Here is a 24,028-nt window from a genome sequence, read left to right on the forward strand (position 1 = left end):
TTTCATCAGGTGTTAAGCAACAACTATGTATCCCATCGCGCTGAAATCGCTCAGGAATTGTACATACCAGGCGGAGGCATGAAAAAAGCCTGGCATGCCAGGCTTTGAGGTGCTGTCAGAGAGAGTGCTCTGGCCGCTGGAGGAAGGATGGCGAACCGCCAGGTGATGAGGACAAGGATGACTGATCGAGCCTGAAATTACGCGTCCGGGTCTGCAGCTCAATCACCTGATTACGCAGTACATCAGACGAACCGTTGAGTTCCTCTGCCATTGCCACGTTACTTTGCGTGACCCGCTCCAGCTCCGATAGCGCCAGGGTAATCTGAGAAATGCCTTTCTCCTGCTCTGAGGTTGACGCGGAAATGTCGTCCATTAAGCGGCTGACATTTCCCGAGCCGGTCACGATTTCATGCATGTTTTTCTCTGCCTGTGACACAACGCTGGCTCCCTGCGTGACGTTACTGCTGGTGACTTCAATCAGCGTTTTGATATTCTTCGCGGCCTCCGCGCTGCGGTGTGCCAGGTTTCTTACCTCTTCCGCGACGACAGAAAAACCCTTGCCATGATCGCCCGCCCTTGCCGCCTCCACGGCCGCGTTGAGCGCCAGGATATTTGTCTGGAACGCAATGCCGTCAATGAGCGAAATAATCTCCGTCATCTGCTGCGCGCATTCGGTAATGGACTGCATATTGCTGGCGACCTGCCCCATCAGCTCGCCGCCCTTGCGCGCCTGTAACGTCGCCACATTTGCCTGCTCGCTCGCCAGGCGGGTGTTATCGGCATTGTTTTTGGTGCTCGCGGCCATTTGCTCCATGCTGGCTGCGGTTTGCACCAAAGACGCAGACTGCTGTTCGGTTTTCACCGAAAGCTGAGCGCTACGTGCCGAGAGTTGATCCGATAAGGTCATGGCGGTTTGCGATGATGCCCTGATCTCACGCACCAGCGTCGCAATATTGCCGGAAAGGCTGTTTATGCCGGGGATGAGTCGGCCCGCGCAGTTATTGCCAAATTCAGGGATAGATACGCCAAGGTTACCTGCGGTCACCTCCTCAATACTTCTCTTCACCGTATTGATCGGCGTCACAAGATACTTCGTCATATAGACCCAGAGCAAAAATAGCGCAACGAAATTGATAACATTAAGCGAAATAAAGAGAGACGTATTGCTGGAAAATAGAACAACGACACCTGCACTTACCAAAAAAAGAGAGAAAAGGAACCCGATAATAAAGGTCCTTACACTAATATTTTTTAGCATGATAATACCCACGTTTTATATTTTGGTCGGCACTTAGACTTATAGCATTGGCCCGGAAGTTTTTCATCGCAAACGACGCTTGTTTTTTGTTTCGCCGTTAGCACCCTGAGATTTACGTTAAGTCAGATAAAAAAAGCGTATTAGTGAAAATGTTCTGCTCAGCATGCTGTGATACTGGTCTCCAGCCATGTTAAGCGATAGTATCGCCCGCGGTGAGACGACACGATCGCCTTCATATTTAAGGAGCTTTGCTACTGTTATTCATTCTTGTTTAGCAATGCTTAATATATTAACGAGAGAATATATTTTATATTCTTAATAAGTTTTAGAGTATTAATATGACTGGTCATTTTTCACGATAAATAACTAATATGGTTTGAATGCGCATGTTCGTTGCCCGATAAAGATGTATCCGGCAGGCGAAATCGGTAACCCTCTCAGGCGTGGGATTGCATAATGCTCAATATATCGTGGGACCCTGTGTTAATCGCTATCTCTTATCTGGTGGCGTTTATCGCCTCCTTTGTGGCGCTGGACAGCGCCGGAAAGATCCCCCTCTCCAGCCGAAAGGCTGCCCTGTTCTGGCGCATTGCCGGTGGGGTCACGCTGGGCATTGGCATTTGGTCGATGCACTTTATCGGCATGCTGTCGATGCAAATGCCCATGATGATGAGCTACGACCTCTGGTTAACCCTTGCGTCACTGGGTGTCGCGGTGGTTGCATCAGCCACGGCACTTAATATTGCCGTCGCGGGCAAAAAACTTTCTCCCTTTCGACTGATCTTTGCCACGGCAATCCTGAGTGCTGGCGTGGTGTCGATGCACTACATCGGTATGGCGGCCCTGATGCTGGATGGCAGCATCATCTGGGATCGCCGCCTCGTGGGGTTGTCCGTGGTTATTGCCATTGTTGCCTCCGGCACGGCGCTGTGGCTGGCTTTCCGCCTGCGGGATAAACACAAAGGCGTCTTTATCAATCGCATTCTCGCGGCCTTCATCATGGGTGCCGCCATTTGTGCGATGCACTATACCGGCATGAGTGCCGCGCAGTTTCAGGAAATGGCGCATACCCTCCCGGGCGGGATCGGCGAGCTGGGGTTATCCATCTGGGTGTCGGTCACCACGCTCTGCCTGCTCGGCGTGATGTTAATCATTTCGCTGATCGATTCCCACCGGCGCACCATCCGGCTGACGGATAATCTGCATCAGCTCAACCGCCAGCTTGAGCTACAGGCGCGTTTTGACGCGCTCACCGGGCTCGCAAACCGCCACCAGATGGATCTCCGCATGCAGGATTGTCTGCGCAGCGCGCTGCTGAGCAAGAAGCCATTTGCGGTTATTTTCCTGAACGTCGATCACTTCAAACGCGTTAACGATACGTGGGGTCACAGCGTCGGTGATGAGCTATTGATCACGGTCGCGCAGCGCATCACGGCCCGGCTCACGCGCGAGATGACCCTGGCAAGGCTGGGAGGCGACGCCTTTATCCTGCTGGTGCCGGAATGTGACGACGACAGGCTCAACGCGCTGGTCACCGCGCTGCTTGAAGATGTGCGACGCCCTCTGTCCGTCTGCGGACATACGTTAAGCACGACGATCAGCGCGGGCGTAAGCCTCTATCCTCAGGATGGCGAAACGCTGCACGAGCTAAAGCTCAAGGCGGATGCAGCCCTACATCGCGTCAAGGAAGAGGGCCGCAACGGCTGGGCGATTTACCGGGCCGAGATGTCAACGGCGATCCCGGCAAAACCCGGTTTCCTGCAGGAGCTTTCGCAGGCGCTTGAGCGCGATCAGTTTGAACTGTGGTACCAGCCAACCTGGCATGCGGGAGAGAAAACCATTCACGGTTTTGAAGCCCTTCTGCGCTGGCGGCATCCTGAGCAAGGGGTTGTGCTGCCTAATCTGTTTATCCCTTCTCTGGAGCAAACGGGCTTAATTATTCCGGTAGGTAACTGGGCCATTGAAGCGGCATGCCGACAGCTTCATTTCTGGACAGAGCAAGGTTTCAGCCAGTGGACGCTGTCTCTCAACCTATCCCCCATCCAGTTTGAACAGCCGGATATTTTCCAGATCGTCTCGTCGATGCTGGAAAAATATAGCTTGTCTCCGTCCCGCCTGATCCTTGAGGTAACGGAAAGCACCGCGCTTAAAAATCTCGACCGCAGCATTGAGTTGCTCAATGCGTTTAATCATGCGGGGATCGTTGTCTCGATTGATGATTTTGGGACGGGCTATTCCAACCTTCTGATGCTGAGCGTGCTTCCGGCAAAAGAGCTCAAGATCGACAGAAGCTTTGTCACGTCGATGCTGGAAAATGAAAAAAGCTACAAGCTGGTTGAAACCATTATCAGTATCGCCCGGACCATGGAGATGAATGTGGTGGCAGAAGGGATCGAGACGGAAGAACAGCAGGCGGTTCTCACCCGACTCGGCTGCGATTACCTGCAGGGATATCTTTTCTCCCGCCCCTTACCTGCCGAACAGGTACCGTGGCTACTGCTGCAGATAAACTCAGACAAACAGATTATACCCATTAATAAAATTCAAACGGACCCCGCATTTATTTCTCAAAAAAATCATGCCTGACGGGGTTAAGTGGAGTATGTTTCAAGGGAGTACACGCGAGTCAATTCAGTCATGATTGTCAGGCACATGTTGTCGATGAACAGGAAACGCCTATGTCGCAACCTTGTTTTGATGCGTTGAATGTAATTAAAACACCCGTGTGGCTCGTTTCACCCGTGTCGGAAAAGATCATTTTTGCGAATGTGGCCGCAACGCAGATCATGGGGGATAAAACGCTCGATGACCTGCGCAAAGGGATCTATTCAGCCAGTGCGCAAACCGTCCTGTCGATGTATGTATCTGAACTGAAAACAGAGCAGGAGATCGTCGAAATCTGGACAACGAGCCGGGATGGACAGGATACGCCATTAAGCTGTCGCCTCTCGCTTGCCCACTACGCGCCCTGGGGCGATGTGATTGTTTTCGAGGGCATCTCCCAACAAATACTCTCAGGATTGAAGGCCAGCCGTTCCGCTACCTACCGTCGGAAAAAACAGGGTTTTTATGCGCGTTTTTTTCTGACCAACAGCGCCCCGATGCTGTTAATCGATCCGGCCCGCGACGGTCAAATCGTCGATGCGAATCTGGCCGCGCTCAATTTTTATGGTTATTCACATGATGACATGTGCACTAAGCATACCTGGGAAATCAATACGCTGGGGCGAGATGTGATGCCCATTATGACTGCGATTGCCGCGCTGCCCGGTGGTCACAAGCCGCTCAATTTTGTTCACCGCCTTGCCGATGGATCCACCCGCCACGTTCAGACGTATGCCGGGCCCATTGAGATCTACGGTGACAAGCTGATGCTGTGCATCATCCACGATATCACCGAGCAAAAAAGGCTGGAGCAGGAGCTGGAACATGCGGCGTTACGTGACTCCATGACGGGGTTACTCAACCGGCGCCAGTTTTACGCGATTACCGATCAAAGCAATCTGAATAAACTTCCCGCGCAGCAGCAATTTAGCCTGCTGCTGGTGGATACCGACCATTTCAAAAACATTAATGACCTGTTCGGCCATCTGAAAGGCGATGAGGTGCTTATCGCCCTTTCCCGGACGCTGGAAGCCTGTAGTCGGGAGGGCGATATGGTGTTCCGCTGGGGTGGCGAAGAGTTCGTTATCCTGCAGCCGCGCACCTCTCTCGATACCGCGATGCAGATTGCCGAGTCAGTCCGCGCAGCCGTTGCCCGCATTACGATTCCGGGCCTGCCGCGGTTTACCGTCAGCATCGGCGTGGCGCGGCACAATCAGGGAGAGAGTATTGACGAGCTGTTTAAGCGCGTGGACGATGCGCTGTATCGCGCTAAAAATGACGGACGCAATAAAGTCCTTGCGGCATGAAACTGGAGTATCCGGAAAAGCCCCGCTACAATGCCCACCTCGAATCAATTAGCTTCAGGTGGGTAAAAGCCGCAATGGGAAAAACAGAAATAATACTCACCTTAATTATTTTACTCCTTATTATATTTGGCTTCTGGTTTATTTTTAGCGGTGAGATCTGGTATCTCGTCGAGTTCCTGGAAAATAGCCTTTACCCGACCTTCGATGCACCGTAACGCACGTTTAATCGCTTGTTTCACCTACCGAATATGTCAGGTATCTGCTTCCGTTACAGCCGCGTAAAATACGCGGCGTTATCCTCCAACAACGTTGATAACGAATCACTTATTCATTTGCTTATGTTGCCCGTGCTCTGACGGGCTTTTTTATTTCCGGCAATTCACCCACGCCAGGCTATATCTTAATCATCTTTATTGATAGAGGTGAGGAAAGATGAGCAAGAAGATCCTGATGCTGGTTGGCGATTACGCCGAAGATTACGAAACCATGGTGCCTTTTCAGGCGTTGCAGATGATTGGTCATCAGGTGGATGCGGTCTGCCCCGACAAACCGAAGGGCGATTACATCATGACGGCAATCCATGACTTTGACGGCGCCCAGACCTACAGCGAAAAGCCCGGTCACCGCTTTACCCTCAACGCCGATTTTTCAGCCGTAAAGGAGCAGGACTACGACGCGCTGCTCATCCCCGGCGGGAGAGCGCCCGAGTATCTGCGGTTAAATGAGGACGTCTTAAAGCTGGTACAGGCATTTGACGCCGCGCGTAAGCCGATTGCCGCGGTGTGCCACGGCCCGCAGCTGCTTGCTGCCGCGGGCATTCTGAAAGGACGAACCTGTAGCGCCTACCCGGCCTGTGCGCCTGAAGTCCGTCTCAGCGGCGGACACTACGCCGCCATCGGCATCGACCAGGCCCATGTAGACGGTAACCTGGTTACGGCTCCCGCCTGGCCCGCGCATCCGCAGTGGCTGGCGAAGTTTAATGCGCTATTAGAATAACAGAGACCCGGCATCGGGCCACGCATAGCGGATGAAGCAGTACCGCGTATTGCAGACCTGGCGCATTCTCGCGCCAGGTCTCATAAAACATCAGTGCTTCTCGATATACATCGTCCGGCTATACGCCACGTCTTCCGGGTTATTAATAGGGTAGCCTTTCACCCAGGGCTTAATCAGACGACCATTGGTGTACTGGTAAATTGGCGCGATAGGCGCTTTCTCCACGAGGATTTTCTCCGCCATGTTGTAGTCCGTATTACGCGCTTTCGCCGTGGTTTCCAGCGTCGCCTGGTGGATAATTTTATCGTAGGCCGGCTCATTGAAACGCGAGATATTGCCGCTGTGGGTGGAGGTCAGCAGGGACAGGAAGGTCGACGGCTCATTGTAATCGCCTACCCATGACGCGCGGATCACGTCAAAATTGCCGGTATTACGGCTGTCGATATAGGTTTTCCACTCCTGGTTTTGCAGTTTGACGTCCACACCGAGATTTTTCTTCCACATGGACGCCACCGCAATGGCGATTTTCTGGTGGTTTTCCGAGGTGTTGTACAGCAGGGTCAACTTCAGCGGACGCTGCGGGCCGTAACCTGCGGCCTGGAGCAACGTTTTCGCCTGAGCGTTCAGCTCCTGCTGGGACATCTGCTCGAACGGTGAAGGCTCAGGGGTGAAGCCCGCCGTCACGTCAGGGGTGAAATGCCAGGCCGGCTTCTCGCCTGTACCTAATACCTTTTCCGCCATAATGCGGCGATCGATAGTCATGCTCAGCGCAAGACGCACCCGGGCATCGGCCGTCGGGCCCTTTTGCGTGTTAAACGCATAGTAATATGTCCCGAGCTGAGGCGGCGTATACACCTGTCCCGGAATGTCCTTCAGGAGCTTCTGATACATGTTTTTCGGGAACGATTCAGTGATATCAATATCCCCCGCCAGAAAGCGCTTAGTGGCGGACGATTCCTGATTAATCGGAATGAAGGTCACTTTTTGCAGGACAGTTTTCGCGTTGTCCCAGTAGTGCGTATTCGGCACGACAACCAGTTTTTCATTCACCACCCGGTCGTTCAGGACGTACGCGCCGTTACCCACCAGGGCGCCCGGACGCGTCCACTCTTTCCCGCTTTCAACGTTCGCTTTTTGCACCGGATAGAAGGCGAAGTTTGCCGTCAGGTTGCTAAACCACGGGAGCGGTTTGTCCAGCTGGACGCGTAAGGTTCTGGCATCCACCGCCGTCACGCCCAGGGTATCTGGCGCCGCTTTGCCATCGATAATGGCCTGCGCGTTATTGATGCCCGCCAGCGCCGCAAACCAGGCAAACGGAGACGTGGTTTTCGGGTCAACCAGACGCTGCCAGCTGTAGACAAAATCCTGCGCGGTGACGGGCGTACCGTCAGACCATTTGGCGTTGTCGCGCAGGGTGAACGTCCAGATACGGTTATCGTTGCTCTGCCAGCGCGTCGCCACGCCGGGGGTCAGCTCCCCTTTCTCGTTCTGATTCACCAGCCCTTCGAAAAGATCGCGAATCACCTGAATCTCGGGTAATCCCACCGCTTTTGCCGGATCGAGCGAAGCCGGCTCGTCTTTAATATGCCTGACCAGCTCCTGTTTTTGCGCCAGTACCGTGCCCTGGGGCACATCAGCAGCGTACGAGAGTGTAGAGAGTCCGCACAGGTACAGTGCAGCGCAAAGACGCGAAACAGGATGCTTCATAAGATCCCCTTTGATGAATTCAGGTAACAAGCAGATGCGTAATTATTTGTTTCGAAACAGAGAAATGCAAATACCTTACGCCTGAATAGTGATTTAAGGCAATTCTCAAGCGTTACGGAAACTATTTGATTAACAGCGGGTTTTGCACAACACTGCCAATAGAGACTTCTTTATCAGGATTTCGTATGGCAATCACCCGACCACGAGCGGAGCGCGGGGCCTTTCCGCCGGGCGCTGAGCAATATGGCCGCTCATTTTTAGGCGCATCGCTGATCTGGTTCCCGGCGCCCGATGCCGATCGCAGCAGCGGTTTGATCATTGCCGGCACGCACGGAGATGAGAACTCGTCCATCGTCACGCTTTCCTGCGCGCTGCGGACGCTGACGCCTTCATTGCGCCGTCACCACGTGATTCTTGCCGTCAATCCGGACGGCTGTCAGCTTGGATTACGGGCGAATGCGAGGGGCGTTGACCTGAACCGTAATTTCCCGGCGGCAAACTGGCGCGCCGGAGAAACGGTTTATCGCTGGAACAGCTCCGCCGAGGAGCGGGACGTGGTGCTGCTGACGGGAGACAAGCCTGGCTCGGAGCCGGAAACGCAGGCGCTGTGCCAGCTTATCCATAAGATCCACCCCGCCTGGGTTGTCTCCTTCCACGATCCGCTGGCCTGCATTGAAGATCCGCGTCACTCCGAACTGGGCGCGTGGCTGGCGCAGGCTTTCGCCCTGCCGCTCGTCACCAGCGTCGGCTATGAAACACCCGGATCCTTCGGTAGCTGGTGCGCCGATTTGAGCCTGCCCTGCATCACCGCTGAATTCCCGCCAATTTCCTCCGACGAAGCCAGCGAAAAATACTTAAACGCGATGATGGAGCTACTGCGCTGGCAGCCTCAAAGATGAAGCACGCCGCTGGTAAAATTAAGCGCCGGTGAAACGTCGACCGCCAGCCACGTCGGGCCATCCAGATCGGCGAAACGGACCTGATTGACCAGCGGTAGCGCCGCGCCGATCGCCCGGGATGTGCAGAGCATGCATCCCAGCATCAGGGAAAAGCCCTGCGCCTGCGCTTCCGCCGCCAGGGCCAGCGCTTCTGTCAGCCCGCCGGTCTTGTCGAGCTTGATATTGACCATCTCATAGCGGCCCTTAAGCGCGCTCAAATTCTCGCGGGTATGACAGCTTTCATCCGCACAGACGGGCAGCGGATGGATAAAATTCTTCAGCGCCGCATCATCCTTCGCTGGCAGAGGCTGTTCCAGCATCGCCACGCCAAGATCGGCCAGCAGCTGGCATCGGGCGGCAAGCCCCTCGGGATGCCACGACTCGTTGGCGTCAACAATCAGAGTGGCCGAGGGAACCGCCGAGCGAATGGCGACCATCCGCTCGCTGATCAGGCGATCGTCGAGCTTCACTTTTAGCACCGTGGCCCCGGCGTCATAGAGCGCTTTTGCGCTGGCAGCCATCTGCTCCGGCTCACCAATCACGACCGTTTGCGCCGTCACGACGGACTCCGGCAGCGCCACCCCCAGCAAGGACGTCAGCGATTGTTGCTGCCTGGCGGCCTCAAGGCTCCAGAGCGCACAGTCGATGGCGTTGCGCGCAGCCCCGGCGGGTAAACGCTGCTGTAACGCCTCGCGCGTGAGCCCTTTTTGCAGGTCAGGCACCAGGGTCATGATATGCGCCATCACCGACGCAGGACTTTCTCCATAGCGCGGGTAAGGCGTACATTCCCCGACACCTTTAACCCCCTCTTCTTCGATTTCAACCACGACCACGCTGGCTTCACTTCGACTGCCGCGGGAGATCACAAACGGGGTATGCAATGGCCAGGCTTCTTCATAGACCTTAACGCTTCTCATCACTGACTCCTTGCGGCCCGGAAAGGCGAAAAATTTGGTTTGCCGTGTTATCCGCTGATGGCATACACTAGCCCCGACGTTAACTATATGTAAACAGGAAGATATCTATGTCACAACTCGTTCATTTCCAGGGCAACCCGGTTGCTGTTGCAGGTTCCATTCCGCAGGCTGGCAGCAAAGCGCAGGCTTTTACTCTGGTGGCTAAAGATCTGTCTGACGTCACACTGGCTCAGTTTGCGGGTAAACGCAAAGTACTGAACATTTTCCCAAGCATTGATACCGGCGTTTGTGCCGCGTCCGTGCGTAAATTCAACCAGCTGGCGACTGAAATGGACAACACCGTTGTGCTGTGCATTTCTGCTGACCTGCCGTTTGCCCAGTCCCGTTTCTGCGGTGCCGAAGGCCTGAGCAACGTTATTACCCTCTCCACCCTGCGCAGCGCAGATTTCCTCGAGAAATACGGCGTCAGCATCGCGGAAGGCCCACTGAAAGGTCTGGCGGCACGTGCCGTACTGGTTCTGGATGAAAACGACACCGTTGTCTTCAGCGAACTGGTTAACGAAATCACCACCGAGCCGGATTACACTGCCGCGCTGGACGTGCTGAAAGCATAATAAGTACTTAGCATTCTATACAACTTATTCTCAACCTCGCCGCGGCGGGGTTTTTTATTACATTAAAGCTGAATCGATAAAGCATAAATGTTCACAAATCACATTAATCATGCAATAAAAATGTCGACGCGTAACATTAACGTGATCAATAACGCATAATAATCGTTAAAATCCTCTATTTCCGACCGCAGTGAAGCACATCACATTTCCCTTTTTGCCTAAACATTAGATTTGCTTACGAAAGAAAATAATCGTTTCAGCAAAAAGGATAAAATATGAAGATTAAATTCGCTTTTACGCTCCTTGCGGTACTGATTTCTGGCCATGCAGCGGCTAAAACCTGGGTGCTGACAAGCGCTGAAAGCAGCGTAGAGAAAGGAAACTGGAAGATTTCCAGTGATGAGCTGAAAGTTAAAGACCAAACGTTCAGCATTGAGCAAAAAGTCTTACACGGTGGTAAACAGGAAGGCAGCAAAGTCATCATTATTAGCAGCAAAGATGGCCTCACCATCACCCTGAGCCCGACCCGCGGGATGAACCTTCTGCATGTAGAAGGCTTTGGCACCCGACTGGGGTGGAATTCGCCCGTTAAAGAGGTCGTTAATCCGGCATATATCAATCTTGAGAGCCGCAACGGTCTCGGCTGGCTGGATGGTTTCAACGAGATGATGGTGCGCTGTGGCTATGAGTGGACAGGACATCCGGTCACCGCGGACGGGCAAATTTACACCCTGCACGGCAGGGCCGGTAATACCCCCGTTTCGCAGGTCGAGGTTGAAATCGCCGATGCCGCCCCGCATGAAATCCGCGTTCGGGGTTTGATCAAAGAGAGCACGTTTAAAAAATCGGATCTGCAAACCATGACCGAACTGCGCTACGTTCCCGGAACTAACCAGTTCAGCCTGCACGATGTTCTGACCAACCATGCGGATTACCCTCACGATTACCAAATCATCTATCACAGCAACTTCGGCACGCCGATCCTTGAAGAAGGCGCGCGTTTCCTTGCGCCGGCGGCGAGCGTGAGCCCGTTCAATGACTACGCCAAAGCGGGGGTTAACGACTGGCAAACCTATGCCGGGCCGACAAAAGGCTTTGATGAGATGGTCTTTAACATTAAACCGCTCGCGGACAATAACCACGAAACGCTTGCGGCGGTGGTCAATAAAGCCGGAGATAAAGGCGCGTCAATCCAGTTTGATACCCGCCAGCTGCCCGTGCTGACCTTATGGAAGAACACCGACACGCTGAAGCAGGGCTACGTCACGGGCATTGAGCCAGGCACCAGCTACGCCTACCCCGTGACGATTGAACGCGAGCAGAAGCGGGTTAAGCAGCTGCAGCCCGGTGCCAGCGCGCAGTTTGACCTGACCTATACCCTGCTGCACAGCCCGCAGCAGGTGAAAGAGGTCGAAAACAGGATTGCATCGATTCAGGGAGAGACAAAAACAGAAATCGTTAGCACGCCTATGGCGAAGGAATAACCATAAAGTAAAAAGCCTCTTTACAGAGGCTTTTTGTTATTCGTCGCCTTTCTTATGATTCAACCCATACTCACGCAGCTTGTTCGCGATCGCGGTATGCGAGACGCCAAGGCGTTTTGCCAGCTTGCGGGTGCTGGGATAGCTGCGGTACAGCTGCGTCAGCACTGAACGCTCAAAACGGCTGGTGATATCGTCCAGCGAACCTTCCATCGCCTCTTCGCCAACCGATACCGTCCCCGCGTCGTAATCAGGCAACAGAATATCCTGCGGACGCAGTTCATAGCCTTCCAGCTGGGTCAGCGCACGATAAACGGCGTTTTTAAGCTGACGAATGTTGCCCGGCCAGCCGTAGCGCATGAGCACCGTGCCGAGATCGGCAGACAGCTTCGGACGCGGCACTCCCTGCTCGTCGGCAAAGCGGGCGACGAACAGCTCCGTTAGCGGCATGATGTCCTGCGGACAATCGCGCAGCGGGGGAATATTCAGCGTCAGGACGTTGAGGCGGTAATAGAGATCTTCGCGGAAGATCCCCTTTTGCACCAGTTCCACCAGGTTTTTCTGGGTGGCGCAAATGACGCGCACGTCCACATGCACTTCGTGATCCTCACCGACGCGGCGGAAGGTTCCGTCGTTCAGGAAACGCAGCAGCTTAGCCTGCATGCGCGGCGACATTTCGCCGATTTCGTCAAGCAGCACGGAGCCACCGTTAGCCTGCTCGAAGAACCCTTTCTTGCCTTCTGGAGCGTGGCCAAACAGCTCGCTTTCAACGGCATCTTCCGGAATAGAGGCGCAGTTAAGTGCCAGATAAGGCTTAGCCGCACGCGGGCTCGCCAGATGCACGGCGTGAGCCAGCAGGTCTTTCCCGGTGCCGGTATCCCCGGTAATCAGCAGCGGCGCGGTCAGGCTTGCGAGCTTGCGCGCCTGGTCAACCACATGACGCATTTTCGGGCTGACGGCAATAATCTGGCTGAACGCGCCGACATCCTGACTGGAGAGGTTTTGCAGCTGGCGCCCCATGCGTAACGTCGAGCGCAGCATGATCACCGCCCCGGTCAACACGCGGGTATTCCCTTCCCCTTTCAGATAGACCGGCGTGATCTCCATCAGGAAATTCTGCCCGTTAATCACCACATGCTCGCTAAGCGTGTTCTGCGGATTGCTGTCCAGCCAGCGCTGGAAGTTAAAGCCGGGGATCAGCTGCGCGGCGTTATGATTGCTGAGCTTCTCCTGACTCTGCGCGAAAAGCTGGCAGCTCGCGTGGTTGACGCGCTCAACTTTGCTTTTCAAATCCAGGGAGAGGAACGGCTCAGGCATCGCTTCCAGCAGCGCGCTCAGCGCCAGGTGTTCACGCTCAGAGGGCATCCAGGGAATGGTGCGTACATCCGTAACGCCAGCGATACGGCGGATTTCCGCCATCAGGCTGCTGAAGGTATTAAATTCAATTTCGGCAAAATTGAGGTAAATTCGCCCGACAGGATCGATCTCAATGCCACGTAAATCAATGCTACGTAAAACAAGAAGATCGAGTAACTCGCGGGTCAGACCGAGACGGTCTTCACAGAAGACTTCAAGACGCATGGGAAATTCACCGTTTTAAGCCAATAACAGTAAAATGATATGCCAGAACACGGTGATCGGGAAGATGGCTGTCAACAAATATTGACAGCCAGCACGATAAGTGAACAAAACCTCACGGAGCCGGTTTTTTATTGAGCGTCTCTTTGAGCTGGCCGATCAGCTCGCGCCTGAAATCCCCCAGCCGGGGCTTATCGCCATCAATCCACGGCAGCGGACGGCAGACTTCCATCGCTTTAATCCCCAAACGCGCGGTCAATAATCCCGCGCCGATACCCTGCGCGGCACGAGCGGAAAGACGCGCCGCCAGATCCTGCGACATCCAGTCCATTCCGACTTCGCGCACCAGTTCACTCGCCCCGGCAAACGCGATATTGAGCAGGACCAGCTTGAACAGCCGGAGTCGACTGTAGTAACCCAGCTCTATGCCGTAAAGGTTCGCGATACGGTTGATCAGGCGCAGGTTACGCCAGGCGATAAAGGCCATATCGACCAGCGCCAGCGGGCTGACGGCAATCATCAGGGTGGATTCCGCCGCAGAACGGCTGATCTCGCGTCGCGCCTGGGCATCCAGCACCGGCTGAACCATATGGGAGTAGAGCGTCACCACTTCCCGGTCATTCTGGGTTTCATGGATGGCGGCATACCAGCGCTGAAGCGCCGGATGCGACTGATCGATTCCGGCCTGGCTGGCCAGCTTTTCACAGAACGCGCGGCCTTTACCGGTGCCGTGACTGTGGAGCAGATCCCGCGCTTCATCACGCTCGTGCGCGCGCTGGCGTAAACGCCAGAGCCGCCGCCACTCGGTGGCAACCGACCCGATACCCGCTCCCACAATCAGCGCGCCCGCGGCACATCCGCCCAGCGCGACCCAGTCCTGAGTTTGCCAGGCATTCATCGTCCACTGCACGCCCTGCCCAACCACGCTTACGCCAAACAGCGCCAGACCGGCGGTGACCATCCTGCGCCACAGGCTGCGTTTTGGACGCAGGGCGGCTTCCACAACGGCCTCAGCAGGACCTTCCTCGACGCCGGGCTCCTCGGTCAGGGCCGGGGCAAAGTTATCAGCCTGCGTGCCGCTGAACGTCTGCGCGGTTTTAAACGCCTCCTGAGGATCATGCTCAAGCGTTCCGGTAAAGTCTATGCGCGGTTTTAACGGTTCCGTCATCGCAATTTATCTCCAATCAAAAACTCCAGCGCCGCATCCAGACGGATGTGTGGTAATGGCCGATCGACGCTCATTGCCTGCGGGCGGAAGGCTTCAAACTGGAAGCCCTGGTTCTGCCAGAAGGCCTGACCCGGCAGCCGCGCAGGCACTTCGCCCGGATAGACGGTAAGCGGTTCACCGTCGCTGAGCCGGTTCCCCCGTAATGCCGGTATTTTCTCGCCGTTAAGATCAATCAGCCCGCTTTGCGTTGCCTGCACGGACGCAAGCCCAAGGCAATCCATGCCGATCCCTTCGAAGGCGGCGTTTTGCCAGGCGTCCTGCACCAGCTGCTGCAGCAGCGATACCATATTGGCATGCTGATCGACCGTGACGTGATCGGCCTTGGTGGCCGCAAAGAGCAGTTTATCGATCACCGGTGAGAACAGACGGCGAAACAGCGTCCGCTGCCCGTAGTGAAAACTTTGCATCAGCTGCGTCAGCGCCAGGCGCATATCGTTGAAGGCCTGCGGCCCGCTGTTGAGCGGCTGCAGACAATCCACCAGCACAATCTGACGGTCAAATCGCAAGAAATGGTTTTTATAGAATCCCTTGACCACTTTTTCACAGTAGTAATTGTAACGCTCGCGCAGCATCCCGGCGTTAGTGTGCCTGTAGGCCTGCGCCAGCTTCGACTCGCCCACCCCGTCCACGTCCGGCCAGGGGAAGAACTGAAGCGCAGGCGCGCCCGCTAAATCACCCGGCAGGACAAAGCGACCCGGCTGAATGAAGTGCAACCCTTCCTGTTTGCACTGGTGCAGATACGCCGTCCAGGCTTCGGCAATGGCCGCCAGACGGTTTTCATCGGCCGGCGCAAGCGGGTCCAGGCCTTCGCACAGCTGTCGCCATTTGGCCGACCACCCGGCGCGCTGCCCCTGTAACAAGCCCGTCATCTGGCGGGACCAGCTGAGGTAATCCTGCGCCAGCATCGGCAGGTCGAGCAACCATTCACCGGGGTAATCGACGATTTCAAGGTACAGCGTAGAAGTATCCTTGAAGTGGCGCATCAGGGATTCATTGGAGCGAAAGCGCAGCGCGAGGCGAATTTCACTCACCCCTCGCGTCGGCGTCGGCCACATGGGCGGATCGCCATAGAGCTGCGCCAGCCCTTCGTCATAGGTAAAACGTGGAATCCCAAAATCACGCTGAGGAACGCGCTTCACGCCCAGCAGGCGTTCTTCCCGCACCGCGCTGAGCAGCGGCAGACGCGCCCCGGCGTGCAGGTTCAGGAGCTGGTTCACCATCGCGGTGATAAACGCCGTCTTACCGCTGCGGCTCAGCCCCGTCACGGCCAGACGCAGATGACGGTCAACGCCGCGGTTCACCAGTGAATTGATTTCGTTTTTAAGTCGCTTCATCGCCGTCCTTCTTTGCCTGGAAGCCTTGAATGCATGGCTTCAGAATACAATAAATGGGGGCAGATCGTTGATTATCAATTCTTATTTATTGCTATTGCCGTTTTCTCTCCAGTAAGATGAACGGTATTGCTGTCAGTCCGGAGTGAGTAAGGTGTATGTCACCCACCATCTATGATATCGCACGGGTTGCGGGCGTATCGAAATCAACCGTTTCCCGCGTTCTGAATAAACAAACGAATATTTCTCCCGAAGCGCGTGAAAAAGTGCTGAAGGCGATTGACGAATTAAATTATCAGCCCAACAAACTGGCCCGCGCCCTGACTTCTTCAGGCTTCGATGCCATTATGGTTATTTCGACCCGTTCAACCAAAACCACTGCCGGTAATCCTTTTTTCTCCGATGTCCTGCATGCCATTACGGCAAAAGCGGAAGAAGAAGGATTTGACGTTATTTTACAAACGTCAAAAAGCAGCGAAGACGATCTGCTGAAATGCGTGAGTAAAATAAAACAGAAGATGATCAAAGGGATCATTATGCTGAGCTCACCGGCAAATGAATCCTTTTTCACCACTCTGGATGCGTATGGCGTACCGGTAGTGGTTATCGGTAAAGTGGAAGGTGAGTATCAAAATATCTATTCCGTCGACACGGATAATTTCCATGACAGCGCCACGCTGACCGAAACCTTTATTAAAAACGGACGCCGTAAAATTGCCTGTCTGCATGCCCCGCTTGATTATCATGTTTCGATCGATCGCCTTGCGGGCTATAAAGCCAGTCTGGAAAAGCACCATATTGCCCTTAACCCGGACTGGATCAGGGATGGCGGTTATACCCATGAGAGTGCGCTTACGGCGGCGCTGGAATTGTTGTCTTCACCCACGCCGCCTGATGCAGTATTCGCTACCGACAGCATGAAGTTACTTAGCCTCTATCGCGCGGCGGATGAGTTGAACCTGATGATCCCGGAGCAGGTGGTGATAGCCGGATACAGTGACCCGATGCTGTCTCTCATTTTAACGCCCGCACCTGGCGGCTTTGATATCCCCACCCGAAAGCTGGGGGAAGAGAGCTGCGATCTTCTTTTCAGGCGTATTGCGGGTCATCCCGCCCCGCAAAAAGTGCTGGTTGATACCCACTTTTTGTTGGCTGCTTCCCTTCGCTAAAACCAGGGGCGAAGTGCCCCTGGCGTGCAGTCGGTCAGAACGCGTAGTTTACGCCAACCCCCGCATAGTGGAAGCGGTCGCTTTCGCCTTCATCGTGGTTTTCCCACTCATAGGCGTATTCCAGCGTCATGGATAAACCATTGTTGAAATCGTAAGCGTAGAGGAGACCGAGTCGGTTGAAATCGTGTCCTTCACGCTCAGGATCGTCCTGCCAGTCCCAGTTAGACCAGCGATCGAGCCCCAGGCGGGTATAAGGCGTTAAGGTGGTCTGGCCTAACGAAATGGGCAGATAGGCACGAATTTCCTGAGTAGAAAATTCGCCGTTATTACGGGAACTGTCCATATTGAAGCCGCGCTCTAAATAATAATTCACTTTAGCCGCAAAGGTTTCGTTAATGGTCCAGGTAAAACCCGTTTCGGTTTCAACGCGGCTGTCAGCATAGCCGGTTTTTTGCAGATCGTTAGCAAACTGATACATGGCAAACCAGCCGCCAAAACGCCAGTCGTCGGTTAATTTAATATCCCAGTCAGGCTGAACTTTGTAGCGCTGCATATTAGCGCTGCCGTCTTTGGCACCGTGCTCATCTTTAAAGTGATAACCATAATTACGGAAACCGCCGGTCAGACCGAAGGTGAAATTATCGGTTCCGATAAAGCGATAGCGTAATTGAAATTCAGGACGATCGAAATAGGTTCCACGGGTCATACTACTGTAATCAACCGGCCCCTCCTGATACATCGCCAGCGAAATAGTCCACGCATCCCAGGTTGCATTGAACCATACGGAAGGTTCATATAATCCATCTTTATCGTCGCCCTGCCCCTCAACGTTTTCGATTTCATACATTGCGCCAATATTAAATTCCCACTGTTTAGCTGCTTCTGATGCTTGTGCACAGCTAACTCCTGCGCACAGAACGAGCGCAGCACTTCTTAGTAGAGTACTCATTTAATTTTCCCTTTATAAGTAACAAACAAAAAAACCGGAAATTTTCATTTCCGGCGAACACCTTTCTTATCTAATAGCCGCTTCGGTTTCAGCGTCGAAGAAATGGCACTTATTCATATCGAACTGGATATTGATATTATCCCCTGCGGCATAATCATTCGCCGCGCCAGCGCGAACCACCAGCTCATGACCGCCAACGGTGGCGTAAAGCATAAATTCTGCGCCGGTCAGTTCGGCTACGCTGACTTTCGCCGCGATATTTTTACCACTGCTCTGCAGAGTGAGAATATCTTCCGGGCGGATCCCAAATACCACCGCTTTGCGCTGATACCCTGCGGCATTCAGTGAAGCGAGCTTGTCTTCCGGGATCGCCAGACGCAGCGTTTCCGTGACGAAATAGCGATCGTCGATAGCACCGCGAATAAAGTTCATGGCTGGCGATCCGATAAACCCAGCAACAAACACGTTTGCCGGTTCGTTGTACACCTGCTTCGGAGCGCCAACCTGCTGAATAATGCCGTCTTTTAAGATCACGATTCGGGTCGCCATCGTCATGGCTTCCGTCTGGTCGTGAGTCACGTAAATCATCGTGGTGTTGAGCTTCTGGTGCAGCTTGCTGATTTCAGCCCGCATCTGCACGCGAAGCTTGGCATCAAGGTTGGAGAGCGGTTCATCCATCAGGAACACGCCCGCTTCGCGCACGATCGCCCTGCCCAACGCCACGCGCTGTCGCTGGCCGCCGGACAGCGCGCCCGGTTTACGCTTGAGGTACTCGCGTAATCCGAGGATCTGTGCCGCCCAGTTAACGCGCTCGTCGATAACCACAGGCGCAATTTTTTGCATCTTCAGGCCGAACGCCATGTTGTCGTAGACCGTCATATGCGGATAAAGCGCATAGTTCTGGAACACCATCGCGATATCGCGAGACTTGGCGGGCACGTCATTCATGCACACCCCGTCAATAATCAGTTCACCCGCGCTGATCTCCTCCAGACCGGCAATCATGCGCAGCGTCGTGGATTTCCCGCAGCCCGAAGGCCCGACGAAGACGATGAACTCCTTGTCTTCGATTTCGAGACTGAAATCCTTAACCACGTGGACCTGGTTATCATAGATTTTCTGAATGTGTTTCAGGGACAGTTGAGCCATTGTTAATTCCTTATCAATACGTCCGGGATGCCCAAAACTCGGTCAGGCATTTCCAGGTCAGTTCCCGCGTTGAATGAAGTTGTAAACCCGCATGGTTCAGGCCAGATCCAATCCCAACCGATAGCATTCCCGCCGCGTTGATCGCCTCAACGCCTGCAGGTGCATCTTCGATACCTATAGCCGCGTCAGGACGCACATTCAGGCCTGCACAGGCAGCAAGGAAGATCTCCGGGTCTGGCTTTGAACGGCGAATACGGGAAGCATCGGCACAAAAATCGAAGGCCTGATGAATGCCCAGCGCGTGCAGGATCCCCGGGGCATTCAGGGAAACGGAGGCGAGCCCAATTTTGACCTTCGCCGCACGGATATCCGCCAGCACGTCGCGAATACCGGGAAGCAGTGAATCCTCCGTCAGCGACGCCAGAGACTGGACATAAAGCGCGTTCTTTTTCGTCGCCAGCGCGAGGTACTGCTCATGGCTGAACATCCCCTCTTTCCCGCCATGCTTCAGGATGCGCTGCAGGGAATCCATGCGGCTAATGCCTTTCAGCTGTTCGTTAAACACTTCGTCGAAGGTGATGCCGATTTCATCCGCCACTGCACGCCAGGCCAGAAAATGGAGGTGTGCGGTATCGGTGATCACACCGTCCAGATCGAATACAACCGCCTTAAGCGTCATGGCGCCCCTCCGTGGTAGCGGTCCCATTAACAGGTGCAAGAAAATCCTTATAAGCGCAAACTGTCCGCCCCGATACGTGTAGCGTCTTGCCCCACAGCGTCAGCATGGAAGGTGCCGAAGCTTCAATGGTTAACACCTCGTTTTCACAGGTGAAGTGCAGCGTTGCATTTCGCCAGCGCAGCGGGAATGCCAGTCTTCGCCAGTGGGCCGGCAACCTGGGCGAAAGATGCAGCTCCCCATCCACTATCTGCATACCGGCAAAGCCCTGAATGACGCCGGACCAGATAGCGCCGGTCGCAGCGGCGTGAATTCCGTCATCGCAGCTGTGCGGGTCGTCCCCAAGATCGATAGCGACGCCATCGCGCCAGAAGGCGTAGGCTCCTTCGACGTCACCACAGCGGGCAGTCACAATGCCGTGAATGGCCTTGCTCAGCGAAGAGTCATGGATCGTGCGGGGCTCATAGAACGCCAGATTGGCGGCACACTGCTGCGGGGTAAACCGCTCCGGCAACAGGTAGGTAAGCATCACCACATCAGCCTGCTTAAGGATCTGCATGTCGTTGACTTCCGCGCGGGAATAATCGAGCAGAATGGTCTGCTTACCCGCTTTGGCTTTGTAGCGGCTGAGATCGATGGCCGGTTTGGCCATGAAGGTATCATCCTGCGGGATCACACCGTCTGGATTGGCCTCCGGCAGCCATAAGCACGTCAGGAACCGTGTCGCTTTCTGCGTAAAACCTTCATCCTCGCGCCCAAACATCGCCATAAACTGGCGAGCGCAGGCGACGTTGTGCCAGGCCAGATAGTTGGTATACGCGTTGTTGTTCACATGCTCGGTGTATTCGTCCGGTCCGATAACGTCATGGATTTCGAGACGACCATTAATTTCCGTCGCGCGGCCCATCCAGAACGCGGCGGTTTCCATCAGCAGCGTCAGGCCTTCGTTTCGCATAAAGGTCTCATCCTGCGTCGCCTGCCAGTAAGCGACGACGGCCCAGGCAATGTCCGCCACGATGTGGTGTTCCGCCAGCGCGGAGGCCACCTTCTGGCGCGTGCCGGTTCGGATGTTGATAGCCGCGAACTCCGGCGTCTCTTCCAGCCCGCTGGCGGCGCTTTCCCATGGGAACAACGCGCCGGGCCAGCCGTTGCGACGGGCTTTTTCCCGCGCCCCGGCCAGGTTGAGCCAACGATAGCGCAGCAGACTACGAGCGATTTGAGGTCGCGTGAAGAGATGGAAAGGCAGCAGGAAAATTTCGGTATCCCAGAAGACGTGGCCTTTATACCCCTCTCCCGTCAGCCCTTTGGCGGCGATACTGCTTCGCTCATCATGGGTTGGCGTCATGGTCGTCAAATGCCAGACGGCGTAATCCAGCGCCATCTGATCCTGATGTTCCGTAGACTCCACCTCCACCCGAGCATCGCACCAGACCTCTTGCCAGGCACACGCCGAACTCTCAAGCAAGGCGTCGTAGCCTCTTGCCGCACAGACCTTAAGATCGGCCAGCGCGTTTCGGGCGAACGAGGCCTGCGACAGTGCTTTATCACTGCGATGTGCCACCCAGACGATTTTTTCAAGCGTGACAGTGTCACCCTTAGCAATCGTCAGCGAATGATGAACGCTGAGACGACGATTTTTGGCGGTGAAACAGCTATCGCTCTTCGCGGAGAGCTGACAATATGCTGAAACAACAATCTCAGACGCGCGGTCCTGCGTTTCATACACGCCCTGCATATATTGCTGGTCGAACACTCTGACCGACATTTCATCCAGATGCTGTCTGCCGCTGTTCGTTTGCGTTGCGTCAATGCCGGTTTGCAGCACGGCCTGCGTGGCGGCATCGAGCGGTGTAATCGAAAGCTGCATGGCCACTAAGGGCAACTGGTCTAGCGACACAAAACGACGGCTCTCCAGACGATAGCGTTTCCCGTCAGGCGAGCGCCAGACGACGCTGCGACGAAGCTCCCCATTAGCAAACGCCAGCTCGCGCTGCCACTCGAGGATTTCGCCTGACAGGAGCGTGAAATTGACGCCATCCAGCTCAACATCGATACCGATGATATCCGGCAGATTGATCAGCTCAGTGGTCTCGTTGCGACCAGCACGATGATAGAGGCCCGCAAGATACATGCCTCTGGTTTGCTGGGTGTAATCTTCTTCGTGCGCAGCGCGGATCCCCATGTAGCCATTACCGCAGGCCATGATGGAGGCGTATTTATTCAGGCTGTGTGGACAAAAGCCCGGGTCGGTTAATACAGACACGTTTAGCATAACGTCACGCTTTCCCCTGTTTCTGCTGATTCATACAGCGCGGCGACGAGCTGCTGGATAACCAGCCCCTGCTCCGCATCAGCGATCATGACGGGTTCTCCCTGCACATGCCGTACGAAGGCATCCATACTGCGCATATGACGCCGATCGTCAGCCTCTTCACGCTGCGTGAGGGTGACTAAAGTACCGGCTTCGTCGTTGTAGATGTGCGCCGGGAACAGCATGGCGCCAGCCTTTTCGCCGCAGAATGCGACGTTCATGATGGATTGTTCACGGATATTGAGCGCAAACGACGTGTCCAGACGCAAAATGCCGCCGTTGCAAAACTCAATGGTGCCAAACAGGGCATCTTCAACGGTAAACTGCGTGGGATCCCACTCGCCAAACTGGCCGCTGCTTTTACGGTTTCCCAGCCTCTGGAAGCTGTGTGCCGTCACCTTTTTTACCGCCGGGAACCCCAGCACGTACATCGCGGCATCGAGCATATGGATGCCGATATCAATCAGCGGCCCACCGCCCTGAAGCGTTTTGTTGGTAAAGACGCCCCAGCCGGGAACCCCGCAGCGGCGTAACGCCTGCGCCGTGGTGTAATAAATTTCTCCCAGCGCCCCCTTCATCACAGCTTCACGCAGCAGTTGCGTATCGAGAGCAAAACGATGGTGAAAATCATACGCCAGCACTTTTCCCGCCTTGCGCGCGGCCATGCGCATCCGATCGGCTTCCTGCGGCGTCATAGCTGGCGGTTTTTCACACATCACGTGGCAGCCTGCTTCCAGCGCGGCCATGACGTGCCCGAAATGGAACCGGTTAGGCGAACAGACGCTTACCACATCCGGCTTAACCGCCTCGAGCATCTCTCGCGCATCCTGCCATACCGAGGGAATACCATGACGTTCCGCAAACGCCCGAGCCTGTTCAGGATGGCTGTCCATGACAGCCACCATCTGAACATCACTGCGCGTGGCGTAATACGAGGCATGCACTTTATCCGCGACCTGTCCGGCACCAATGATGGCGACGCGCAGAGGCGAAGGTGTAGAAGCACTCATCACGCTCGACATCCTTAGCATTTACGCAAGTAAGTGAGCGAGTCCCGGTATGCTTGAGCCGGATCCTCGGCGCGAACACGGCACTCATACACCACGTAACCCCGGTAGTTATCCGCACGCAGCTGAGCGAACAGGCTGGCAAAATCGAGGCTGCCGCTGCCCGGCTGGTAGCGGTGGTTATCTGCGATGTGCACATGGCCCAGCAGATCGCGGTGCTGATGCAGCGCATCCGTCAGCGAGTCTTCTTCGATGTTCATATGATAGAAATCGCCGATGATCTGCAGGTGCTTCAGGCCGTTCTCTTCGATATAGCGGCGCGCGTCAGCCAGGGTGTTGATCATGTGATCCTGATAGCGGTTCAGCGGCTCCAGATAGACGGTCGTTCCGGTGCGCGCCGCCACCTCATCCAGACAGCGCAGGGAGGCGCTTACGGCTTTGCGGTCACCGTCCAGGCTGCGTGGGGAGGTCATTGGCGGCAGACGGAAGGTAAACATCCCCCAGGCAGCAGGCACGATAATGCCCTTGCCGCCCACTTCCGCCAGCGCTTCCAGGATACGTTCAATCTGCTTTAACCCGTTCAGACGACGTTCTTCGATGAAGTCGCCAATCCAGCCATCGTATCCGCCGCAGGCCGTCGTCACCGGCAGACCGGTGGCTTTAATCGCCGCTTTTACCTCGGCGAGGTTTTCCACCAGCAGCTTGCCGTCAATTTCGTAGCCATCAAAACCCATCGCTTTGATGTACTCGAATTTCTCCTTGATATTGACCGGGAAAAAGGCCTGATTTTGTGTTGCGATTTTCATGT

At 55.0% G+C, this 24,028-nt stretch carries 20 protein-coding genes; 8 read left to right on the plus strand and 12 right to left on the minus strand.

Annotated features, from left to right (window positions below):
- Positions 1-115 precede the first annotated feature (115 nt).
- Entirely contained in the window at positions 116-1,258 is a 1,143-nt protein-coding gene (locus USF70_RS07780) for a methyl-accepting chemotaxis protein (protein WP_059346848.1), read from the minus strand.
- A 456-nt stretch (positions 1,259-1,714) separates the two neighbouring features.
- Here USF70_RS07780 and USF70_RS07785 point away from each other — a divergent pair, with 456 nt between their 5' ends.
- The 4 genes from USF70_RS07785 (at position 1,715) to USF70_RS07800 (ending at position 6,165) form a co-directional block, all read left to right on the plus strand.
- Positions 1,715-3,844 carry a bifunctional diguanylate cyclase/phosphodiesterase gene (locus USF70_RS07785; protein WP_320735506.1) on the plus strand — a complete coding sequence of 710 codons (2,130 nt, stop codon included), beginning with the start codon at positions 1,715-1,717 and terminating at the stop codon, positions 3,842-3,844.
- A gap of 92 nt (positions 3,845-3,936) precedes the next feature.
- Positions 3,937-5,169 (plus strand): sensor domain-containing diguanylate cyclase, encoded by a 1,233-nt coding sequence (locus USF70_RS07790; RefSeq protein WP_320735507.1) that lies wholly within the window; start codon positions 3,937-3,939, stop codon positions 5,167-5,169.
- A 74-nt stretch (positions 5,170-5,243) separates the two neighbouring features.
- Positions 5,244-5,384, plus strand: a complete 141-nt coding sequence (locus USF70_RS07795; protein WP_021240268.1) for an Ecr family regulatory small membrane protein — start codon at positions 5,244-5,246, stop codon at positions 5,382-5,384.
- Between the two features lie 217 nt (positions 5,385-5,601).
- Positions 5,602-6,165: a DJ-1/PfpI family protein gene (locus USF70_RS07800; RefSeq protein ID WP_033145709.1), complete on the plus strand. Its 564-nt coding sequence runs from the start codon at positions 5,602-5,604 to the stop codon at positions 6,163-6,165.
- 90 nt (positions 6,166-6,255) lie between these two features.
- Here USF70_RS07800 and USF70_RS07805 read toward each other — a convergent pair whose 3' ends face one another.
- On the minus strand, positions 6,256-7,872 hold the full coding sequence (locus tag USF70_RS07805) for a peptide ABC transporter substrate-binding protein (protein WP_320735508.1): 1,617 nt from the start codon (positions 7,870-7,872) through the stop codon (positions 6,256-6,258).
- A gap of 185 nt (positions 7,873-8,057) precedes the next feature.
- Between USF70_RS07805 and mpaA the strand changes: the two genes are divergently transcribed.
- Positions 8,058-8,771: a murein tripeptide amidase MpaA gene (gene mpaA / locus USF70_RS07810; protein WP_045889286.1), complete on the plus strand. Its 714-nt coding sequence runs from the start codon at positions 8,058-8,060 to the stop codon at positions 8,769-8,771.
- On the opposite strand, the gene ycjG is transcribed toward mpaA, so the two are convergent.
- Positions 8,762-9,727 (minus strand): L-Ala-D/L-Glu epimerase, encoded by a 966-nt coding sequence (gene ycjG / locus USF70_RS07815; RefSeq protein ID WP_039262897.1) that lies wholly within the window; start codon positions 9,725-9,727, stop codon positions 8,762-8,764. The two genes, mpaA and ycjG, sit on opposite strands and share 10 nt — an antisense overlap.
- A 107-nt stretch (positions 9,728-9,834) precedes the next feature.
- Here ycjG and tpx point away from each other — a divergent pair, with 107 nt between their 5' ends.
- The gene (gene tpx, locus USF70_RS07820; protein WP_023335907.1) at positions 9,835-10,341 is read left to right on the plus strand and encodes a thiol peroxidase; all 507 of its coding nucleotides are present in this window, start codon (positions 9,835-9,837) and stop codon (positions 10,339-10,341) included.
- A gap of 275 nt (positions 10,342-10,616) precedes the next feature.
- On the plus strand, positions 10,617-11,825 hold the full coding sequence (locus USF70_RS07825) for an aldose 1-epimerase family protein (protein ID WP_320735509.1): 1,209 nt from the start codon (positions 10,617-10,619) through the stop codon (positions 11,823-11,825).
- Positions 11,826-11,861: 36 nt separating this feature from the next.
- Here the strand turns inward: USF70_RS07825 and tyrR are convergent, their stop codons facing one another.
- The 3 genes from tyrR to USF70_RS07840 form a co-directional block, all read right to left on the minus strand.
- Positions 11,862-13,403: a transcriptional regulator TyrR gene (gene tyrR, locus USF70_RS07830; protein ID WP_023312028.1), complete on the minus strand. Its 1,542-nt coding sequence runs from the start codon at positions 13,401-13,403 to the stop codon at positions 11,862-11,864.
- A gap of 112 nt (positions 13,404-13,515) precedes the next feature.
- Complete coding sequence (locus tag USF70_RS07835) at positions 13,516-14,568, minus strand: YcjF family protein (RefSeq protein ID WP_033145715.1); 1,053 nt, start codon at positions 14,566-14,568, stop codon at positions 13,516-13,518.
- Positions 14,565-15,962: a YcjX family protein gene (locus tag USF70_RS07840; RefSeq protein WP_320735510.1), complete on the minus strand. Its 1,398-nt coding sequence runs from the start codon at positions 15,960-15,962 to the stop codon at positions 14,565-14,567. Before USF70_RS07840 ends, USF70_RS07835 begins: the two co-directional genes overlap by 4 nt.
- Before the next feature lie 155 nt (positions 15,963-16,117).
- Between USF70_RS07840 and USF70_RS07845 the strand changes: the two genes are divergently transcribed.
- Positions 16,118-17,128 carry a LacI family DNA-binding transcriptional regulator gene (locus USF70_RS07845; RefSeq protein WP_047060997.1) on the plus strand — a complete coding sequence of 337 codons (1,011 nt, stop codon included), beginning with the start codon at positions 16,118-16,120 and terminating at the stop codon, positions 17,126-17,128.
- A 34-nt stretch (positions 17,129-17,162) separates the two neighbouring features.
- Here USF70_RS07845 and USF70_RS07850 read toward each other — a convergent pair whose 3' ends face one another.
- The 6 genes from USF70_RS07850 to USF70_RS07875 form a co-directional block, all read right to left on the minus strand.
- Complete coding sequence (locus USF70_RS07850; RefSeq protein ID WP_047060998.1) at positions 17,163-18,077, minus strand: OmpG family monomeric porin; 915 nt, start codon at positions 18,075-18,077, stop codon at positions 17,163-17,165.
- 66 nt (positions 18,078-18,143) lie between these two features.
- Positions 18,144-19,226, minus strand: a complete 1,083-nt coding sequence (locus USF70_RS07855) for an ABC transporter ATP-binding protein (RefSeq protein ID WP_087822715.1) — start codon at positions 19,224-19,226, stop codon at positions 18,144-18,146.
- A gap of 13 nt (positions 19,227-19,239) precedes the next feature.
- Entirely contained in the window at positions 19,240-19,905 is a 666-nt protein-coding gene (gene pgmB, locus USF70_RS07860) for a beta-phosphoglucomutase (protein WP_232937839.1), read from the minus strand.
- Complete coding sequence (locus tag USF70_RS07865; protein WP_320735511.1) at positions 19,895-22,174, minus strand: glycoside hydrolase family 65 protein; 2,280 nt, start codon at positions 22,172-22,174, stop codon at positions 19,895-19,897. The genes pgmB and USF70_RS07865 overlap by 11 nt, the downstream gene beginning before the upstream one ends.
- Complete coding sequence (locus tag USF70_RS07870; RefSeq protein ID WP_094935712.1) at positions 22,168-23,226, minus strand: Gfo/Idh/MocA family protein; 1,059 nt, start codon at positions 23,224-23,226, stop codon at positions 22,168-22,170. Before USF70_RS07870 ends, USF70_RS07865 begins: the two co-directional genes overlap by 7 nt.
- 11 nt (positions 23,227-23,237) lie before the next feature.
- Positions 23,238-24,026 (minus strand): sugar phosphate isomerase/epimerase, encoded by a 789-nt coding sequence (locus USF70_RS07875; RefSeq protein ID WP_320735512.1) that lies wholly within the window; start codon positions 24,024-24,026, stop codon positions 23,238-23,240.
- Positions 24,027-24,028: the final 2 nt, after the last annotated feature.

This window comes from Enterobacter sp. 237C8 (assembly GCF_034106865.1).
GTDB lineage: Bacteria > Pseudomonadota > Gammaproteobacteria > Enterobacterales > Enterobacteriaceae > Enterobacter > Enterobacter asburiae_B.

Coding starts and splice junctions, on each gene's coding strand:
- USF70_RS07780 (WP_059346848.1), bottom strand. CDS start 1,258: ATGCTAAAAAATATTAGTGTAAGGACCTTTATTATCGGGTTCCTTTTC.
- USF70_RS07785 (WP_320735506.1), top strand. CDS start 1,715: ATGCTCAATATATCGTGGGACCCTGTGTTAATCGCTATCTCTTATCTG.
- USF70_RS07790 (WP_320735507.1), top strand. CDS start 3,937: ATGTCGCAACCTTGTTTTGATGCGTTGAATGTAATTAAAACACCCGTG.
- USF70_RS07795 (WP_021240268.1), top strand. CDS start 5,244: ATGGGAAAAACAGAAATAATACTCACCTTAATTATTTTACTCCTTATT.
- USF70_RS07800 (WP_033145709.1), top strand. CDS start 5,602: ATGAGCAAGAAGATCCTGATGCTGGTTGGCGATTACGCCGAAGATTAC.
- USF70_RS07805 (WP_320735508.1), bottom strand. CDS start 7,872: ATGAAGCATCCTGTTTCGCGTCTTTGCGCTGCACTGTACCTGTGCGGA.
- mpaA (WP_045889286.1), top strand. CDS start 8,058: ATGGCAATCACCCGACCACGAGCGGAGCGCGGGGCCTTTCCGCCGGGC.
- ycjG (WP_039262897.1), bottom strand. CDS start 9,727: ATGAGAAGCGTTAAGGTCTATGAAGAAGCCTGGCCATTGCATACCCCG.
- tpx (WP_023335907.1), top strand. CDS start 9,835: ATGTCACAACTCGTTCATTTCCAGGGCAACCCGGTTGCTGTTGCAGGT.
- USF70_RS07825 (WP_320735509.1), top strand. CDS start 10,617: ATGAAGATTAAATTCGCTTTTACGCTCCTTGCGGTACTGATTTCTGGC.
- tyrR (WP_023312028.1), bottom strand. CDS start 13,403: ATGCGTCTTGAAGTCTTCTGTGAAGACCGTCTCGGTCTGACCCGCGAG.
- USF70_RS07835 (WP_033145715.1), bottom strand. CDS start 14,568: ATGACGGAACCGTTAAAACCGCGCATAGACTTTACCGGAACGCTTGAG.
- USF70_RS07840 (WP_320735510.1), bottom strand. CDS start 15,962: ATGAAGCGACTTAAAAACGAAATCAATTCACTGGTGAACCGCGGCGTT.
- USF70_RS07845 (WP_047060997.1), top strand. CDS start 16,118: ATGTCACCCACCATCTATGATATCGCACGGGTTGCGGGCGTATCGAAA.
- USF70_RS07850 (WP_047060998.1), bottom strand. CDS start 18,077: ATGAGTACTCTACTAAGAAGTGCTGCGCTCGTTCTGTGCGCAGGAGTT.
- USF70_RS07855 (WP_087822715.1), bottom strand. CDS start 19,226: ATGGCTCAACTGTCCCTGAAACACATTCAGAAAATCTATGATAACCAG.
- pgmB (WP_232937839.1), bottom strand. CDS start 19,905: ATGACGCTTAAGGCGGTTGTATTCGATCTGGACGGTGTGATCACCGAT.
- USF70_RS07865 (WP_320735511.1), bottom strand. CDS start 22,174: ATGCTAAACGTGTCTGTATTAACCGACCCGGGCTTTTGTCCACACAGC.
- USF70_RS07875 (WP_320735512.1), bottom strand. CDS start 24,026: ATGAAAATCGCAACACAAAATCAGGCCTTTTTCCCGGTCAATATCAAG.